Source organism: Acidimicrobiales bacterium, assembly GCA_041394185.1.
Taxonomy (GTDB): domain Bacteria; phylum Actinomycetota; class Acidimicrobiia; order Acidimicrobiales; family Poriferisodalaceae; genus JAAETH01.
In genome coordinates this window covers 390,937-408,277 of record JAWKIQ010000002.1, presented here as the reverse complement: position 1 = coordinate 408,277, position 17,341 = coordinate 390,937, and the positions used below count along the sequence as shown (strand labels likewise).

Here is a 17,341-nt window from a genome sequence, read left to right as displayed (position 1 = left end):
AGTCACTCAATAGTGATCGTTCGATGTTGACTGAAGGGCGGTTCGGTCGACCGGCCCACGGATGCGAATCGCCCACGTATTCAAAGACGCCAACCCGCCCGTCGCAGCGGGCATCACGCGATACATGGCAGACCTGGCTGCGGCCAGTGTCGCCAGGGGAGCCGACGTCGATCTCTATGTAGCCGGTGTCAAACACACACGGTCCGAGCAGCGACCAGACGGAGTGACCATTCATCGGTTCGCCGAGGCTGGCCGGGCGTTGTCGATGCCGCTGTCGTGGTCGCTCGCCGAGGCAACACGGCGTCTCGATGCCGATGTCGTCCATTTGCACAGCCCCAACCCCATCGCCGAGTTGGGCGTGCTCGCCAACAGAAACGACCCGGCTGTGGTGGTGTCGTTCCATGCGCAGCTGGGCAAGCAACGGTTCCTGGACCCGGTGTACGGGCCCGTTCAGCGACGCCTGATGCGAAGGGCCCGGGCAGTGCTTGCGGCCAGCCAGATGCTCGTTGACGCACCCGAGCTGTCGGCGGCCTCGGGTCGCGTCCGGCTGGCTCCCTATGGAGTGTCGCCGCGGATGCTCGACGCACAGCCAGGTCGGCCGCGCCGCCTGGACGGCCCTCTGAGACTGCTGTTCGTCGGGCGGCTCGTCTACTACAAGGGCATCGAGGTCTTGCTCGACGCCATGCGCGAGGTCGAAGACGTCGTGCTGACCGTCTACGGCGACGGCCCACTTCGCGACGTGGTCACCCAACGCACCCAGAGCGACCCCGCCCTCTGCGGACGTGTGACGTTGGTGCACGACGGCGACGACAACGTGGTGAGGTCGGCCCACAGGCAACACGACGTGGTCGTGTTGCCGTCGGTTTCGAGGGCCGAGGCATTTGGGCTGTCGATGGCGGAGGCCATGGCGAACGGTCTCCCGGCCATCAGCACCCGGCTGGGCACGGGAACCGACTGGGTGAACCTCGACGGTCAGACCGGTCTGGTCGTAGCGCCGGGCGACACGACAGCCCTGGCCAGAGCCATCGAGACACTGAAGGACGACACCTTGCGCCATCGCCTCGCTGGGGGAGCGCTTCGAAGGGCGCGCGAGGAGTTCTCGTTCGACCGTCACGTCGACCTGATCCACGACATCTACGAACAGGCGTTGGCTTCATGACCGCGCCCTTGAAAGTCTTGGTGGTGGGCGCCGGCGGCTACGTGGGCCGCCGCCTGGTTCGCCACCTGCAGCTCCTGTCCTCCAGCTCAACCGAGCCCTTCGAGGTCGTTGCTGCCGTCAGGCCCGGGTCGCGCACCGTAGCCGGCGCCGTGCCCGTAGCCGACGCGTCGGCGCTCGATCGCTTGGTCGGCGAAGCCGAACCCTTCCGGGTGGTCTGCTTGCCACAGCTGACTGGCAACCACGTCGACTGGCTGGTCGATCGCGTCGATGGTCCGCGGTGGCTGGTGTTCTCGTCGGCGCAGTTGGCAGCCCACACCGCCGCTCCTGGTACCGAGGTGGCGCTGGCCAGACAGGCGCGCGCCGTCGGACGAGGAGCGGCCGTGTTGGCCCCGACCATGATCTTCGGTGGCGGCCAAGACGAGAACATCTCCCGAATCGTCCGGTCGATGCGCTCGACGCACATCCCCACATTCGCCGGCGACGGTTCGCAGCTGGTGCAGCCCATACACGTCGACGACATCTGCTCGCTGGTCGCCGCCCATCTTTGGGCGGAGGTGGGCGCCGGCGTGTACCCGGTTGGCGGGTCGGAGGCCCTGCCGGTCTCAGAGTTGATCGGCTCGATCGCCGAACTGCTCGGTGTTCGCACACCCGCGTTGGGGTTGCCGTTGGCAGCGCTGCGCGCGGGCGCGAGGTTCGCGTCCGTCGTAGGACTTCGGCCCGACCAGGTGCTGAGGCTGATCGAGGACAAGATCGTCGACGACACGCTGACACGAGCTGCGTTCGGCTGGGAGCCAAAGCCCCTGGCTCACCGCCTCGAGCAGGCGGTACGCGAAGTCGACCTGCTGGTAGACCGATGACGGCAGGTGCGGCCTACCGCGGTCCCCGAGTTCTCAGCGTCCTGCTCGACTTCCCGCTGCCGGCCAACACCGGACTACATCTGCGGATGGCTTCCGTCCTGTCCGCGTTGCGCACAGCCGACGTCGACAGCCGTGTTCTGTGGTTCTCGACCGCCGATCGAAGCGTCGACTCGGTCGACGACGGCGCTCTCGACGAGCTTTGCTGCGGCCACCGTCATGCGGGCCAGCGTGTCGAGCAACACGAGCTTGGCTTGGCGCTTCGTGCTGCTTCGAAGTTGACGTTCGCTGCAGCACCGTTTGTGGCGCCGATGGTCGAGCGCATCGGCTCGCGACGGCCATTCGTCCATCCCTTCTCGATGCGCTACGACGCGGCCGGTGCTCGCGAACGCATCGTCGAGGAGATAGAGCGCCTTGCAGCCGATGCGGTAGTGGTGCCTTCGCAGGGGATTCACTGGTTGTCGGCGGTTCCGCACACGGTCATGAAGATCGTCGACGCTGCTGACGTGCTGACCGATGTGAGCCATCGGCTGGCATCGGAGGCTGCCGGCGCCTCTGCCGTAGGCCTGTGGGCCAACCATCTGGCGTGTCGCACACTCGAGCGTCGCTATCTGCCCGCCGCCGACGAGGTCTGGGTCAGCAGTGCCGCGGAAGCCTCTCGGGTCGTCGAACTGGCCCCCGGCAGCAAGCCCTTGGTGGTGCCAAACGTCGTCGCAGCCCCGGGCGAGCGCACTGGCTCTGACGGGCCCGATCACCCCCGTGCTGTCGGGATGATCGCCACCTGGTCGTACAAACCCAACCTCGATGCTGCGCTGCGGCTGATCGACGAGGTCGCTCCTGTGCTGCATCGACGCACCGGTGCCAGGCTGATCCTGGCGGGTGCCGACCTGCCGGCCGATTTGCGTGGCAAGTGTCGGCAGAGCCCCGCCGTCGAGTACATGGGTCGGGTCGAGCATCTGCACGACTTCTACTCGGCCGTCGACGCGGTGGTCATGCCAATCTCGGTGCGAGGTGGTGTACCGCTGAAGTTGGCCGAGGCTTTGGCTTGGGGTGTGCCGATCGTGGCCACTTCGGCCGTGGTCTGTGGTCTCGACCTGCAGCACGGTCGCCATCTGCTGGTCGCAGACAGCAACGACGAGTTCGCGGAATCGGCCGCGGTGTTGCTCGCCGACCGGCAACTGGCGTCGCATCTGGCCGAGCAGGGTCGGGCGGCGCACCAGAGCATGTTCTCGCACGAGGCGTTGCAGCACGCCATGTCGTCGTCTCCGGTGCTCGGTCGCCTCAGTGCGGCGAGGGTTCGATGACGACCACACACGACTTGCGCGTTGCGGTGGATGTCCGCTGCCTCGACACCCCCAAGCTGCGGGGCTTCGCTCGCTATACATCCGAGCTCTTGAAGGGGCTGACGCACCTGGGCGGCGTCGACGTGGTGGCCGTTTCGGACAGACCTATGACGCTGCGGGTCGAAGAGGAACACGTGCAGGTCCACGCGCCGGACGGCGGTCGCGAATGGCGGCGCGAACAGGTCGCTTTGCCGCGACTCGTCGCCGACCTGGAGGCCGACGTGTTGCTGTCGCCCGCTAACAGAGGCCTTCCTCTCGTCGGAGTTCCGTCGGTTCTGGTGCTGCACGATGCCGTCGAGTGGAACCGGCGCTTGGTCGCCAGGCCCTCGGGCAGGGATCGCATTCGGTTCGGTTACTCCAATGTGGCCTCATTGCTGGGCGCTACCCGGATCATCACCGTGTCCAATCATTCCGCCGAGCAGCTGCACTCGCGACTGGGTCTGCGACGCGACCGCATCACGGTGGTGCCAGAAGCCGCTGGTGGGCGGTTTGTGTCCGGTGTGAGCGCCGAGATGCGCGCGGCCGCCCGTCAGAAGATCGGCATCGAGGACCCGTTCGTCTTGTACTGCGGGGGCTTCGACCCCAAGAAGTCGGTCGACACGCTGGTCATCGCATGGGCGCTGCTGGGTGAAGGTGCCCCTTCGCTGGTGCTGGCCGGCGCTGTCGAAGCTTCGCAAGCCGAGCATCTCAGGTCGCTGGCGGCGGGTCTCGGAGCCGACACCGAGCGACTTCACCTGCCCGGCTATGTAGACGATGACCAGTTGCCGGCTCTGATGGCTGAAGCCGACATCTTCGTCTTTCCGGGTACTGCTGAGGGATGGGGCCTGCCCGCGGTCGAAGCGATGGCGGTGGGGACAGCGACCGTGGTCGCCGACAGCGGTGCGCTGCCCCAATCGACACACAACCTCGCGGTCCGCTTTGCGGCCGGTGACGCCGCCGGCCTGGCCGGCGCACTCGGCCGACTCTTGGGAGACGAAGCCCTGCGCAGGCACCTCGGCCGTCAGGGGTCAGCAGCGCAGCTTCAACGATCGTGGCTGGATGTGGCCCAAGACACCTTGGTGGTGCTGCGCGAGGCCGCCTCCGTGGGGGCGGTCGAAAGACTGGGGGCTGCGGCCGCGCAATTGCCCCGCGCCTACCGGTGGGTGGTCTGATGTCGTCTGGTTCGCTCGAGCTGTCGTTGCAACGGGCTTCCAGGAGACTGAGCCACAGGCCTCACAGCACCGCACCGCTGCTGGCGGTGGTGGCTGCGGTGGTCGGTGTTCTCGTGGGTATCGCCACCAGGTCGGGGCCCTCGTCGTTGCCACTGGTCACCGGCGCGGGGGTGGCGGCCCAGGTGCTGTTGTTCGTGGTCATGCGCAGAGTGGTAGGTCGCTCGTTGGCCCTCGGCGTGGCCGTCTGTGGTGCGTGGCTGGTGTATTTCACGCTGCGCATCGCCGTCACCCAAATCGACCGGTCGAACCGGGTCGAGAACGAGCTGGTCAGGGCTGCGGGCGACTCGACGTTCGTCTGGGCCTGGCTGATCACAACAGCAGGTCTCGCCGCTGTGGTCGCGGGTGCGGCGCTGGCGGGCGCGGGGCGCCCTTCGGGCAAGTACGTTCCAGATCTCGGCGTGGCCACGCTCGAGTGGTTCGCCGTCGTTGGCGTGGTGGGCCGAGCCGCAATGGTGTTCGGCGGCGTCGCATCGGGCTTCGTCGAGAACGTGCTGAGCCTGTATCTGCTGGCGTTTGCGGCCCTCGGATACCGCAGCGTCGCCGAGCCGGCCCTGAGGCGCCGTCTGTACCTGCTGGTCGGGGCGGCCTCGACGCTCGGCGTGCTGACCTCGTTCAAAGAGGCGGCGATCGTTCCCATCGCAGCCTTGACCGTTGGAATGCTGGCGGCAGGCGCTCGGCTCGAGCGGCGCCGCATCGTGGCGCTGGCCTTTGTGGGGTTGACGGTCTTTGTCGGCGTGCAGGGCAACCGAATCGCCTGGGATGCCGGCGAGCCGGTGCCGTTGTGGAAGGGTGCGATCGTTCCGTTCACGACCTACGACTACGAGTCGGGCCATGTAGCCGACCCAAACCGAGACCTCGTGGACGCGGCTGTTTCGGTGGGCAAGGGGATGTCTCGAAGGTTTGGTGGGGCGACATCGTTGATCTTGGTCCGCGAGCGCGTTCCGACCGACGTCGACCATCTCGGTGGCAAGTCGTTGTGGCAGCCGGCGGTCTCGGCGATGCCGGTCGTGGCCGGCTGGTACGACCTTGAGTTCTCGACGCTTTCGCTGGGCCGATACTTCACGACCACCTTTGTCGCCCCTGACCAACCCGAGAACTCGTCCTCGCAGGCCATCACCATGCCCGCAGATCTGTATCTGAACTTCGGCGACACCGGTGTGGTGCTCGGTCTGTTGGTGTTCGGGTTCGTGGTCGGCCGCGTCGATCGACTGTTTCACCCAGGTTCGGCGACCCGTGTTGGAGCGTTGGTGTACCTGGGCCATGTTCTCGTCGGCATCGAGCGCAACGTCGCCTATGTGGGCGTCAACGCTGCCATCCGGCTGGTGGTCTTGCTGTTGGTGCTTCGAGGTGTGGCCCGCTGGGGCGCTTTGCAGGGGTCGGCCAGGCGAACCCTGGCGGGTTGACCTCTGACTGCAGTTGCGAGCGAAGTGGCAAACCTGAACGATGCTTCACCCGGCGTCGGCGCGGCCGACTTGTCTTGAGTGAGCACCACAGCCTCGCCGGCCAACGCGGGGATCGCGGACGACGATCGATACGACCTCGGCCTGGCCGTGGTCCTTCGGGTCGTCGCCCAGCGCTGGTGGTTGATCCTGATCGTGGTGGCCTTGTCGGCCGGAATGACGGTCAGACGTGCCAATGCGGTTTCGTACATGTACGAAGCCAGCACTCAGGTAGCCGTCACCGAGGCATCGCGCGACTGGGTGTTCGGCGTCGCCGGGGTCGAGGCCACCGACCCGATCAGAACGATCGAGACGCAGATCCAGATCGCCCAATCTCACCCGGTTTGGGAGGGTGCCTGGGAGCGGTTGGGCGTCGAACGGTCCAAGCAGATATCGCACTATGCAGTCGAGACCGCCGGCGTCTCCGACGTGTTGGTGTTCAAGGTCCAGAGCGCAGACCCCAGGCTGGCCGAGGATGCGGCGATCGCATTTGCCGAGGCTTATGTGGACGTGCGAAAGAAGCAGGTTTCGACCGAACTGCACACCCTGGCCGACTTCCTCACCGAACGCAGCGCTGCCTACCAGGAGGACGTCAGCATCCTCGATGCGCGCATCGCCGAGCTGGCCGGCCGCGAGCAGGACGAGGAGTTCTACCGGCTGCTCGCCTCGGCTGCTTCGGCCAACGAGGCGCTTCAGGCCAGCGTGTTGATCGAGGGCGGACGCTCCGACCCCGAGCTGGCCCGCCTGATCGCGGCGCGCGAGGCTGCGCTGACCCTGGCCCTCGAGCTCGAAAAACGTGCCGACGAGGTGAACCTCGAGGCTGCGCTGCTCGGAACCGGGCCCTACCTGGTGGATGGCGTGGCCTATGCGGCTGGCCCGCTCGGCACCCCGTTCGCTCGTCAGATGACGGTTTCGGTGTTTGCCGGTTTGGTGGCTGGTATCGCACTGGCCTTTGTCGCCGACTATCTGGACGACCGGCTGCGCCGCCGCGAACGGATCGAGCGCGAGCTGGTGGGTATAGCGGTGCTCGGCGCCACCCCGCGTGACAGAACCCTGCGACGCAAGGGTGCCGGTGTCGCGTCGATGACCAGGCCCGTGTCGCCAACGGCCGACGCGTATCGATCTATTCGTTCCGCGTTGCTGGCGCGCAGCGAGCACAGCCCTGTGCAGACGCTGTTGATCACCAGCCCCAGACAGCGCGAGGGAAAGACCGTGGTCGCCGCCGAGCTGGCCGCGGTGATGGCACGGGGCGGACGAAGTGTGGTGTTGGTGGATGCCAACCTGCGCAAGCCTCGGCTACATCAGAGGTTCGGCATCGATCCGCAGCCCGGTCTGTCGGCCGTGCTGGTGGGCGAGCACGGTCTGGGGTCGTGCCTCATCGAGATACCCATGTCTGGAACCACCGGTCGGCTGCGAGTGCTGCCCGCAGGGGCCACACCCGACGGGGTCACTCGCGTTCTCGACGGCGGCCGGACCGTCGAGGTGCTCAGGGCGCTCCAGGCCGACAGCGATCTGGTCATCATCGACACCACCCACCTCAACTCGATCGCAGACGCCCAGGTGCTGGCCGGGGTGGTCGACGCAGTTGTGGTGGTCGCCAGGCGCAAGGTCACCAAGCGTCGCCAGCTGGCCGTTGCGTTGACGGCGGTTTCGAAGTCGGGTGTGCCCGTCGTGTGGACGGTTCTGAACGGCTTTGCCGACCGAGATCGCTCGATTGGGTCGATTGCACCCAGGCGCGCCGCCGAGGTGGTGAAGATCGAAAAGATCGACCTGGACACGCTCGGGGTTTCGTGACCGCCACCGACTCTGCCGCCTGGCCATCAAAGGCTCCAGGCCGATCGCGTCCTGGTGGCACTGCACCAGATCGACAGGGCCATCTGTCTATGGCCACTCGCTCGGTGCGAGGAGCTGCCCTGCTGGGAGCGCGCCAGTTGGCCAGCATGGTCCTCAGCGCGATCTCGGCGATCGTGTTGGCCCGCTGGTTGGAGCCCTCCGACTACGGCATGTTCGCAACGCTCAACATGATCGTGTTCGGCGCGGCGACGATCTTGGGCGACCTCGGCCTGACCGTGGCCCTGGTGCGCCAACCCGTCGAGCCGCCGCCAGGCGAGTGGGCTGCCGCCAAACGACTGCTCGGCGCGGTGTCGGTGATCTCGGGAATCGCCGGAGCCGTAGCGGTGTCGATCGTGGCGCGCTCGGGTCGCCTAGAGCTGGCGCTGTGGATTGCAGCACTCGTGGTGGCGTTGGTGGCCCGGTTCTCCCGGGCCGTCCCTTCGGCGCGGCTGCAGCGGCGCGGCTCGTTCGCGGCGCTGGCCGTCATCGAGTCGGTCGAGTCGTTTCTCTACTTCGCCACGGTGGTGTGCCTCGCCAGAGCGGGCTTCGGCGCCGGGGCGCTGGCACTGGCGGTCGGGGTCAAGGAAGTGGTGGGTGCCGGCGCCCAGTGGTGGGCTGCTCGCGGCGGCGAACCAACCAGGGGAGTGTCGGCGCACTATCGCCGCCTGATTCGTGTTGGCGCGCCCGTTCAGGCTTCGGGCTTGGCCGTGGCGCTCACAGATGTGTTCCAGCCCCTGTTCATCGGGTCGGTTCTGGGCCTGGCCGCGCTTGGCCAGTCCACCTGGGCGTACAACCTCGTGCTGATGCCGATTCTTCTCGTCGGCGCCATGGACCGCGTGGTGCTGCCCGGTCTTGCTCGGGTGCAAGAAGACCGGACGCTGCTGGCGTTGCTGACAGCTCGCGCCGTGCGGATCAACGTCTTGGTCGTCTTTCCGGTGGTGTTGGCAGTGTTGGTGGCGCCCGGCGAGATGGTCAGCCTGGTCTTCTCCGACAAGTGGCTGCCCGGCGCCGACCTGCTGGTGCTGTTCGTTCCCGCCGTGGCAACGACCGCCGTCTCGGCCCCGCTGTTGCACGCGTTCAATGCGGCGGGCCGTACAAGGGTGGCCATGTGGCTGTCACTGACGTGGCTGGTCTCGACATGGACCCTCGGCGCCTGGGTGACCTCGACCTGGGGGTTGGTCGGCTTCGGGGCGTTCTATGTGGCATTGCAGCTCAGCTACGTGCCCTTGTGGATGCTCGCAGCCCGAGACTTGGGGGTGCGGGTCTGGAGCGAAACCTACGACGCCGTGGCGGCGCTGCTGCTGGGCGCGTCGGTCGGGTCGCTCGTCGGCGGCTGGCTGGGCACCGCGCTCGGCGACGAACAGGCCGATCGCTGGTTTGCCCTGGTGGGGGCCGTGGTGGCCGGCGAGTTGGTGTTCTGCTCGGTCGTGTGGCTGGTCGAGAACCAACGCACACGCGCCGACCTGACGTTCCTGCTGCGAAGCATCACCGGCGGACGCCGGTGGCCGCTGCGCCCGGCTCTCGATGATGGTCAACACTCGCGTGGCTGGCGGCTGTCCTATGTGCCCGCGCTGGACGGGTTGCGCGGGCTCGCGGTGCTGGCCGTCATGTTCCACCACGCCAACTTCCCGTTCTTGCAGGGCGGATTCCTGGGCGTCGACGTGTTCTTCGTGCTGTCTGGTTTCTTGATAACGGCGCTGTTGGTCGGCGAGTACGACCGCGTGGGCCGTATCGACCTGAAGCGCTTCTATGCGAGGCGCGCGCTTCGCCTGATGCCGGCTCTGGTGGTGATGGTGGCCTTGGTGTGCGCCGTGTTGTGGTTCTGGCCCAGCGGAACCCTGCGGTCGGATTCGTTGTCCTCGGCGGGATGGAGCTTGGCGTACCTCTCGAACTATCTCGCCGTGCTGGTCGACCGCGGTCTCGGAGTGTTCGGCCATACGTGGTCGTTGGCCATCGAGGAGCAGTTCTACCTGTTGTGGCCGCCGGTGTTGGTGTGGTTCTTGACCAGGGGGCGTGCTCGAGCCGCCATGTGGTCGTTGGCCATCGTCAGTGGCGCGGTGGCCTTGGTGCGCGCCATCACCTGGCTGGCAACCCACGATGTCGACCAGGTCTACTTTGCCTTCCACACCAGGGCGGACGCCCTGCTAGTCGGGTGCCTCACTGCCTTGATCACAACCCGCATCAGGCAAGACGCCCTGGCTCGCTGGGCCCATCGGTGGCGCCACGTGCCGCTGCTGGTGGGCGCCGGTTTGACCTCGATCGCCGCCTTCGCGTCGACCTCGTCTGGGTGGGTCTACGTGGCCGGGCTTCCCGTGGTGATCCTCGGCTGCGCCCTGGTGATCGCCCAACTCGCCTCCGATTCGGGCTCGGCGGTGACCCAGCTGCTTGGCCACAGGCTGCTCGTGTGGGTTGGTTCGCTGTCCTATGGGCTCTACCTGTGGCACGTGCCGGTGTTCGAGTTGGTGAAAGACGCAGCCCCACAGCTGGCATACCGATACCTGGTGTTGATCCAGTTCGCCCTCAGCTTGGCGGCCGCCGTGCTCAGCCACCGATGTGTCGAGCGATACTTCATGGCCGTGAAGTCGAGGCTGGTCCCCTCTGCCCAACAGCCGACACAACGCTCAGGGTGACTCCTGGTCGATGCAGTGCCTGCGTCGAACTCACACCGGGTGGTGGTCTGGTGACCTTGGGTCGCGCGAGATCTCGGCGGGTGTCACCGGCTTCTGGGGCTGGTAGACACTTTGTCGAAGGCAGGCGCAGAGCGCCACGACGGAAAGGACCATCATGGGTCTGTTCGACAAGGCCAAGGACATGGCTGAAGATGCTCGCGACAAGATCGGGGACGCCGCCGAGGCAGCCGTCGACAAGGTCGATGAGATGACCGGCGGCAAGGTGCCGGACGCGATCAAGGACGCAGTCGACAAGATCGACGGCGAAGAGGGCTGATCGCTCTAGCGCGCCGGGGGTGTGACGCCCCCAGCACCAAGGCCTGCAGCCCCAGCCAGCACGGCTGACGCCGGCAACTGCCGGGCGGGGGTCAGACCACAGCGCGTGCGACGTCTTTCGACCGAGCGGCGCGCCCAGGTGGGCGGATCGACCAACACCAGGTCGTCCATCTCAGTGGCCTTGAGCCTCATCGACCACCAAGCGAGATGGCGTCGGATGCGAGCTATCGCTCCGGCGCCTTTTCGCGCCGGAGAAGACCCGATGACAGGCCATACCGCGACCCCGTCGATGCCGGTGGCGGGCAGGTCTCGTTCGGTCAGGCCGAAGACCCCGACCGCCATCCCTGGACGTTCGCAAAGTTCAGGGTTCACAACACCTCCAATGGGGCGGGGTCTGATGTCAGCAGCCGCTCGTAGGCCTGGCCCACGACGTCCCAAGACCGTCTCTGTGCCCAGTCGGCGGCCCGCTTGGCCACCAGCTCGCGTTGTTGGTCGTCTCGTGCAACGCACAACATGGCTTCGGTCAGCCCGCCGACGTCTGGGGTCGTGAACACGGCAACCTCCAGCTCCTCCATCAGCCCAGAGCGCTCGCCTCGCGTGGTCACCGTGGCGATCCCGTGGTGTGCGAATGCCGAAAAGGCGCCATTGTTCTCGCCAACGCCAGTGTCGTACGGCAACACACCTGCGTCGCTGATGGCGATCAGCCGGGCCACCGCCTGGTCGTCCTCGACTCGCCCATGCCAGGTCACGGCTTCGCCCAGGCCGAGCTGCCTGGCTTTAGCCACCAGCTGCTGGTGATAGCCGTCGATCGTGGGATCGAACCTGCCGATCACCTGCAGACGAGCGTCTATCCCTGTGGTGCGCACGGCGGCCAGTGCCTCCAGCAGCTCGAGCACCCGATGCTCGCGCATCACGAAACCGAAGAAAGTGAACAGCACCGTCGAAGCCTCAATGCCGTATCGCGCTCGCAGCAGGCGCCGGTCGGAGACGACGGGTTTCACGATGTTGGAACCGCAAGCGACGATGTCTGGTGGAGTGCCGAAGCGACGGAACCGTCGAACGCCGGCAGCATGCCAGTGGCTGAACGTGATCACCCGGTGAGCCGAGTTGAGCAGTATTGCCTTGGGTAGGGCACCGAAGCGCCCCGGCTTCCACAGCTCGTGATACGTCATCACAACCCGATGGCCCCGGCGGCGCAGCGCGGCCGGCAGCAGGTGTGGCGCCCATCTGAGATCAAACGCGTGGGCCTCGAACTGAAGCAGCACCACATCAGGGCTGGTGCTCTCGATGCTGTCGACAGCGCCCCGAAGCGAGCGCAGGCCCCGCGGAAGCGGACCCGACTTCACCGCGCAGTCGCCAAATTCGACCACCTGGTCTTGGCCCAGCACAACCACGTTGACGTCGAGACCGCGCTCTGCCAGAGCGTGGGCCAGCAGGCCGCTGAAGTCTGCGTGTCCCGAGAGCCGGGGAGGAAAGTGTGCGGTTACCAGAGTGATGCGCACGGGCGACCTCAAACGGCGCGGGCCGCAAAGGCCACGAACCCGATTCCTACGCCCAGGAACTCGACCGGAAGGGTTTGGGGCAACTTCGGCGGATCAACGGCTTCCACGAAGAAGCCGTTGAGTGCGAATACGTCCGCCATGGGTGCGATTTCGCTGGGCCTCAGGGGCGTCCAGGGGAGCCCGAATGCGGTCAGACCTTCCGTGCGGGCGTGTTCGGCGACCAAGTCGGTCGACACATACACGAGCCCGCCGGGCTTGACTATCCGGCGGCATTCCGCCAACCACCGGTTCCAGTCGACTCCGTGCTCGACGACCGAACCGGCCACGATCAGGTCGAAGGTGTGGTCGTGGTAGGCGGTGGCCATCATGTTCTGGCACGAGTAGGTCACATGGGCCGACCTGGGCGACATCGGCACCCTCGGGTTGAGATCGATGCCTGCCACCCTTCGCACGCCCACACGCGAGGCAGCCCACGGTGCGGGCGAGTTGTACGCACCGCAGTCGAGCATCGAGAGGTTCCTGTCCCAATAGCTCAGCAACTCGACGACGTTGGCTTCGTCCCACCGCTTGGCCCGATCCAGCGGAGGGAACCCAGTGCCACTGAGCACCCGATGCTTGAGATTCGTGACCCAACGGTCGAACGGGCGCTGGGGTTCGAGTCGCCTGATGGCACGGTCGAAGTCTGCCTCGCAGAGCGCGAACCTGGTCCAGGTAGGCCAGCCGGTGTCGATTGGGTACCCGACCGAGGTTGTCATCGCTCAGCTCCTTCAGCCGTTGGGTTCGGCCGCACCGACGGCTGCCAACTGCCCCTTCAGATCTGCGATTTCGTTGCGCAGCTCGCGGACGTCCACCTGGAACGAGTGCACCAGGTGGGCGGCCGAGATGTCCTCTATCCCTGCTCCTCGCAGGGTGTTGATCGTGGCAGCCAGCTCGGTAGCTGTGACCAGTTCGGAACCCGTGTGCAGCCGCGCGACGTCGTCGCTCAGTGACGCGATCTGCCTGGCGATGTCGTCGGTATCTGGCATCGGTTGCGCAATGCGGTCTGTCGACTCGACGGTGCGTCTCATCAACTCGGTGAGCTGCCTACGAAGGGCATGTGTTTCCCGGGCCTGCGCATCGACCAATTCGACGAGCTCGTTTCGCATGGCGATCGACATCGTGGCCGTGTTGTCGACGGTCTCCTGCAGCGTCTCGAACGCCAGCGGCGACACCTGTTGAGGTCGCGTGCGTTGTTCGTTGCCCTCGATCACCGCCTTGGTGAGGCGCTCTATCGAGGCCTGTACTCGCGTGAGCTGGTCGGGGGTGCCCGCTTGTTCTTCGATGTCGTCTCGAAACGACTGGACGGTCGAGGTGAGCCTGTCGACGGCGGACTCGAGCCGCGACATGCGATCCAGGGCTTCGTCCACACGTCCGAACGATCTCCGCAACGCCTCCTGCTCGGCGAGCAGGTCAGCGATCTGTTCGACCACGGGGGTGTTCTGAGCCATCGACTCGCGAAGGTGTACAACCGCCTCGGCCAAGTCGTCGACCGAAACCGGGCGTGAACCGTTCACGTCGACCGGCCGATCGTTGGCGGGTACGGCGGCGTACCGGCTAGGGATTGGTGCGATCTCGAGGTCGGCCTCCGGTTTGAGGTCGAAGTGATCGGTGCGACCAAAGTGGGCTGAGGCCCCGGCACCGACGGCCGCTCCGACCGCGGCCGGAATCCGTTGTGGTTCAGCCCGCACGGCCACGGGCGCTGGGTCCAGTGCCCATGCCGGGGCGTTCGGCGGAACCCTCCCCGGTTGGGAGAGGATCTGTGAGCAACCGGCAAAGCGGCCGACGCAAACTGCACCGCTCGACGGGCAGACGCAGCGCCCGCCCTCTGGTGCAACGACCATGGCCCGTTCCGAACTGGGGTCGATTGACACCCCGAAGTCGTAGCAGCGTCCCATCAGCCGGTCGCCTGTTGATTCGAATTCATCTGTATAGACCCCTCCGGAGCCCGTTCGGGCGCCTCCTCCTCGTTCGACTCGTCGACCGCCGGGCGGTTCGCGAAAGTGATGTGAATCCGATCGAGGGACGCGCTCTGGTCGCCGGGTAGCGTCGGCCCATGACAGTCGAACCCTTGCGATTCGCCGGACTTCCAACCCCGTTGCAGCGTTGCGATGCGCTGGCAAAGGCGATCGGCCTCGAGCCGGGCCGGCTGTTCATCAAACGAGACGACCTCACGGCCATCGCCGGTGGGGGTAACAAGGCTCGCAAGCTCGAGTACTTGTGTGCCGACGCGATCGCGGCGGGCGCCACGACACTGGTCACCGGGGGCGCTGCTCAGAGCAACCACGTGCGCATGACGGCGGTGGCCGCGGCGATGAACGGCCTGCGTTGTGTGGCCGTGTTGGGTGGCGCCGAGCCGCAGGTGCCCGAGGGAAACCTCGTGCTCGATCGAATTGCGGGCGCAGACCTGGTGTTCACCGGCGACGGCTATTCCGACGACCTCGAGCAGGCCATTGCCGAGGTGGCCGCTGAGGCGCCAGACCGGTACCTGGTGCCTCTGGGCGGGTCTAGCCCGGTTGGGTGCCTCGGCTATGTCGAAGCCGCCGACGAGATAGGGCAGCAGGCGCCACCCGACAGCCTGGTGGTGCACGCCGAGGGGTCCGGCGGCACCCATGCCGGGCTGGTAGCGGGGTTCGCAGACCACGACAGGGTTCTTGCCGTAGACGTCGGCGCCGTCTCGGGCGTTGCCGCAAAGGTCGCCAAGCTGGCTTCCGACACCGCAGCTCTGGCCGGGCGCCCCGAACCGGTGGGCGTGCCACGGGTCGCGCAGGGTTTTGTGGGCCGGGGTTATGGGGCGCGTACCGACCTGACTCGCGAGGCGATCGGCTTGGTCCTGCGACACGCCGGGGTCTTGCTCGATCCGGTGTACTCGGGCAAGGCATTCGGCGGGCTGATGAGCCTGGCCGATCAGGGCCAGATCGAGGATCGGCACATCGTGTTCGTGGCAACCGGGGGCTCGCCGGCACTGTTCACCGACAAATATCGCAGCTGGGTGGGCTGACCGCCCTGGCCCCGACCACAAACCGACTCGCATCGGCGAGTTTTGTGTGTCAGCATCGCGGAACCAGAGAAAGGAGGTGGTCCCTACATGCATTCAGACTCTAGGACCTTGGAGGTGGCCGGGCGCTGAGGCACCCGCCACGTGGGTTGTCTCCGATCCGACCTCTGGTCGGGTCCAGGTGGCGACTCCAACCCGGACCACCGGAACCCCGAGCCCCGCGGCCCGTCCGACTGCGGCATCCGAACCGTCACCTGTGAAGGTCACGCCAGGATGAAGTGGCTCGGGGTTTCCTATTTCTCGTGAACCCTTCGTCTAGCCGAGAGCGCCGAGATGAGAAGCCAAGACCTCACCGCCTACATCGATTCCGTCTGGGCCCAGGACGTCGTGCCGACCTTGTGCGACTACATCGAGGTGCCCAACCTGAGCCAGGCGTTCGATCCCGCCTGGGCCGAGCACGGTCACATGGACCAGGTCGTCGAGATGTTCGCCCGTTGGGCGTCGGCCCGCAACATCGAGGGAATGAGTGTGGATGTCGTCCCGCTCGAGGGTGCAACCCCGGTCATAGTGTGCGAGATCCCCGCACATCCCGACGCGCTGTCGGACAAGACGGTGCTGCTGTACGGGCATCTCGACAAGCAACCCGAGATGCAGGGTTGGGACGACGGTAAGGGCCCGTGGACACCCGTCATCGAAGATGGCCGCCTGTACGGCAGGGGTGGGGCCGACGACGGTTATGCCATGTTTGCGGCCCTCACCGCAGTAGAAGCCCTGGTGGGCGCCGGCGGTCTGCACAGCAGGCTCATCGTGCTCATCGAAGCCGGCGAGGAATCGGGCAGCCCCGACCTGGCGGCCCACGTAGACAACCTGGCGCACAGGCTCGGCGACGTGGATCTGGTCGTGTGCCTCGATAGTGGCGCCGCCGACTACGACGCTATGTGGGTCACCACATCGTTGAGGGGGCTGGTCAGCGGAACCCTGCACGTCCAGGTCACCGACCAGGGCCTACACAGCGGCTCGGCCAGCGGAGTGGTGCCATCGTCGTTTCGGATCCTTCGCACTCTCATCGAACGCGTCGAAGACTCGGCCACGGGCCACATAAAGCTGCCCGAACTGCACGCCGAGATACCCGCCGACGTGGTGGCCAAGGCGGCTCAAGCTGCGCCGTTGCTGGCCCACGAGGTGGTGGGAGCCCTTCCGTTCTCGGGCTCGACCCGGCCCGTCGACGACGACATCGTCGAGTTGATCCTGAACCGCACTTGGCGACCCGCCCTGTCCGTCGTGGGCTTGGGTGGCGCCCCGCAGCCCGGCGACGCCGGCAACGTCCTGCGGCCCCATACCTCGGCCAAGCTGTCGTTCCGCCTCCCGCCGACGGTCGATCCCGAGGTCGCGGCCCGCGCAGTGTCGCGCGCCCTTACCGAGGATCCGCCCTATTCGGCCACGGTCGAGTTCGATGATGCCGAGCACGGCCCGGGTTGGGCCGCACCGCTGCTGGACGAGTGGCTTGCGCAGGCCCTCGACCAGGCATCGGAAAGACACTTCGGCCGCCGTGCGGGGTTCCAGGGCGAAGGCGGATCGATCCCGTTCATGGGCATGCTGGGCGCCAAGTTCCCTGGCGCCCAGTTCGTCATCACCGGGGTGTTGGGGCCCGAGTCGAACGCGCACGGACCCAACGAGTTCCTGCACCTCGACACGGCCAAGAACCTGACGGCCTGTGTCGCCGAGATCCTCGACGCCCACGCGTCGCGCAGCTGAACCGACTGACCTATTCCTTCGTGGCGATCTGGTTGGGCACCACGTTCATCTTGGGCTCGTAGCCGGCGACTTCTATCTCTCGTTGCTCGCCCGCCATCCGAGCGCGAAGCTCACGGCGACATCTGGTGCACGGGCCATAGAACGCCTCGGCAACCGTGTGCCCACACCGCGGGCAATCGAACTCGACAGCGGCATTCGGGTCGAAGTTCGGGTCGTCTGCGAGCTGGTCGGACGATGGGTTGTGTGGCGCAGCGGTCTCGGTCACG

At 66.5% G+C, this 17,341-nt stretch carries 15 protein-coding genes; 10 read left to right on the top strand and 5 right to left on the bottom strand.

The window, feature by feature from the left end; translation table 11 throughout:
* Nucleotides 1–61: 61 nt before the first annotated feature.
* From R2770_09460 to R2770_09425, 8 genes are all read left to right on the top strand, one after another.
* Nucleotides 62–1,159 carry a glycosyltransferase gene (locus R2770_09460; GenBank protein ID MEZ5280690.1) on the top strand — a complete coding sequence of 366 codons (1,098 nt, stop codon included), beginning with the start codon at nt 62–64 and terminating at the stop codon, nt 1,157–1,159.
* On the top strand, nt 1,156–2,016 hold the full coding sequence (locus R2770_09455; protein MEZ5280689.1) for a hypothetical protein: 861 nt from the start codon (nt 1,156–1,158) through the stop codon (nt 2,014–2,016). Before R2770_09460 ends, R2770_09455 begins: the two co-directional genes overlap by 4 nt.
* Nucleotides 2,013–3,317, top strand: a complete 1,305-nt coding sequence (locus R2770_09450; GenBank protein ID MEZ5280688.1) for a glycosyltransferase — start codon at nt 2,013–2,015, stop codon at nt 3,315–3,317. Before R2770_09455 ends, R2770_09450 begins: the two co-directional genes overlap by 4 nt.
* Nucleotides 3,314–4,507 carry a glycosyltransferase family 1 protein gene (locus tag R2770_09445; protein ID MEZ5280687.1) on the top strand — a complete coding sequence of 398 codons (1,194 nt, stop codon included), beginning with the start codon at nt 3,314–3,316 and terminating at the stop codon, nt 4,505–4,507. The genes R2770_09450 and R2770_09445 overlap by 4 nt, the downstream gene beginning before the upstream one ends.
* On the top strand, nt 4,507–5,970 hold the full coding sequence (locus tag R2770_09440; protein MEZ5280686.1) for a hypothetical protein: 1,464 nt from the start codon (nt 4,507–4,509) through the stop codon (nt 5,968–5,970). The genes R2770_09445 and R2770_09440 overlap by 1 nt, the downstream gene beginning before the upstream one ends.
* 78 nt (nt 5,971–6,048) lie before the next feature.
* Nucleotides 6,049–7,800 (top strand): hypothetical protein, encoded by a 1,752-nt coding sequence (locus R2770_09435; protein MEZ5280685.1) that lies wholly within the window; start codon nt 6,049–6,051, stop codon nt 7,798–7,800.
* A gap of 89 nt (nt 7,801–7,889) precedes the next feature.
* Nucleotides 7,890–10,469: an oligosaccharide flippase family protein gene (locus R2770_09430; protein ID MEZ5280684.1), complete on the top strand. Its 2,580-nt coding sequence runs from the start codon at nt 7,890–7,892 to the stop codon at nt 10,467–10,469.
* A 154-nt stretch (nt 10,470–10,623) separates the two neighbouring features.
* Entirely contained in the window at nt 10,624–10,785 is a 162-nt protein-coding gene (locus tag R2770_09425; protein MEZ5280683.1) for an antitoxin, read from the top strand.
* 5 nt (nt 10,786–10,790) lie between these two features.
* On the opposite strand, the gene R2770_09420 is transcribed toward R2770_09425, so the two are convergent.
* The 4 genes from R2770_09420 to R2770_09405 are packed head-to-tail and all read right to left on the bottom strand — an operon-like array spanning nt 10,791 to nt 14,019.
* Entirely contained in the window at nt 10,791–11,126 is a 336-nt protein-coding gene (locus tag R2770_09420) for a hypothetical protein (GenBank protein ID MEZ5280682.1), read from the bottom strand.
* Nucleotides 11,127–11,152: 26 nt separating this feature from the next.
* Nucleotides 11,153–12,286, bottom strand: coding sequence for a glycosyltransferase (locus R2770_09415; GenBank protein MEZ5280681.1), 1,134 nt, complete (start codon nt 12,284–12,286; stop codon nt 11,153–11,155).
* Between the two features lie 8 nt (nt 12,287–12,294).
* Complete coding sequence (locus R2770_09410) at nt 12,295–13,041, bottom strand: methyltransferase domain-containing protein (GenBank protein ID MEZ5280680.1); 747 nt, start codon at nt 13,039–13,041, stop codon at nt 12,295–12,297.
* 12 nt (nt 13,042–13,053) lie between these two features.
* Nucleotides 13,054–14,019, bottom strand: a complete 966-nt coding sequence (locus R2770_09405; protein ID MEZ5280679.1) for a hypothetical protein — start codon at nt 14,017–14,019, stop codon at nt 13,054–13,056.
* A 359-nt stretch (nt 14,020–14,378) separates the two neighbouring features.
* Between R2770_09405 and R2770_09400 the strand changes: the two genes are divergently transcribed.
* Entirely contained in the window at nt 14,379–15,323 is a 945-nt protein-coding gene (locus R2770_09400) for a pyridoxal-phosphate dependent enzyme (protein ID MEZ5280678.1), read from the top strand.
* Nucleotides 15,324–15,653: 330 nt separating this feature from the next.
* The gene (locus R2770_09395; protein MEZ5280677.1) at nt 15,654–17,075 is read left to right on the top strand and encodes a M20/M25/M40 family metallo-hydrolase; all 1,422 of its coding nucleotides are present in this window, start codon (nt 15,654–15,656) and stop codon (nt 17,073–17,075) included.
* A 10-nt stretch (nt 17,076–17,085) separates the two neighbouring features.
* Here the strand turns inward: R2770_09395 and R2770_09390 are convergent, their stop codons facing one another.
* Nucleotides 17,086–17,340: a hypothetical protein gene (locus R2770_09390; protein MEZ5280676.1), complete on the bottom strand. Its 255-nt coding sequence runs from the start codon at nt 17,338–17,340 to the stop codon at nt 17,086–17,088.
* Between the last annotated feature and the right edge of the window lies 1 nt (nt 17,341).

Coding starts and splice junctions, on each gene's coding strand:
- R2770_09460 (MEZ5280690.1), top strand. CDS start 62: ATGCGAATCGCCCACGTATTCAAAGACGCCAACCCGCCCGTCGCAGCG.
- R2770_09455 (MEZ5280689.1), top strand. CDS start 1,156: ATGACCGCGCCCTTGAAAGTCTTGGTGGTGGGCGCCGGCGGCTACGTG.
- R2770_09450 (MEZ5280688.1), top strand. CDS start 2,013: ATGACGGCAGGTGCGGCCTACCGCGGTCCCCGAGTTCTCAGCGTCCTG.
- R2770_09445 (MEZ5280687.1), top strand. CDS start 3,314: ATGACGACCACACACGACTTGCGCGTTGCGGTGGATGTCCGCTGCCTC.
- R2770_09440 (MEZ5280686.1), top strand. CDS start 4,507: ATGTCGTCTGGTTCGCTCGAGCTGTCGTTGCAACGGGCTTCCAGGAGA.
- R2770_09430 (MEZ5280684.1), top strand. CDS start 7,890: ATGGCCACTCGCTCGGTGCGAGGAGCTGCCCTGCTGGGAGCGCGCCAG.
- R2770_09425 (MEZ5280683.1), top strand. CDS start 10,624: ATGGGTCTGTTCGACAAGGCCAAGGACATGGCTGAAGATGCTCGCGAC.
- R2770_09420 (MEZ5280682.1), bottom strand. CDS start 11,126: ATGGCGGTCGGGGTCTTCGGCCTGACCGAACGAGACCTGCCCGCCACC.
- R2770_09410 (MEZ5280680.1), bottom strand. CDS start 13,041: ATGACAACCTCGGTCGGGTACCCAATCGACACCGGCTGGCCTACCTGG.
- R2770_09400 (MEZ5280678.1), top strand. CDS start 14,379: ATGACAGTCGAACCCTTGCGATTCGCCGGACTTCCAACCCCGTTGCAG.
- R2770_09395 (MEZ5280677.1), top strand. CDS start 15,654: ATGAGAAGCCAAGACCTCACCGCCTACATCGATTCCGTCTGGGCCCAG.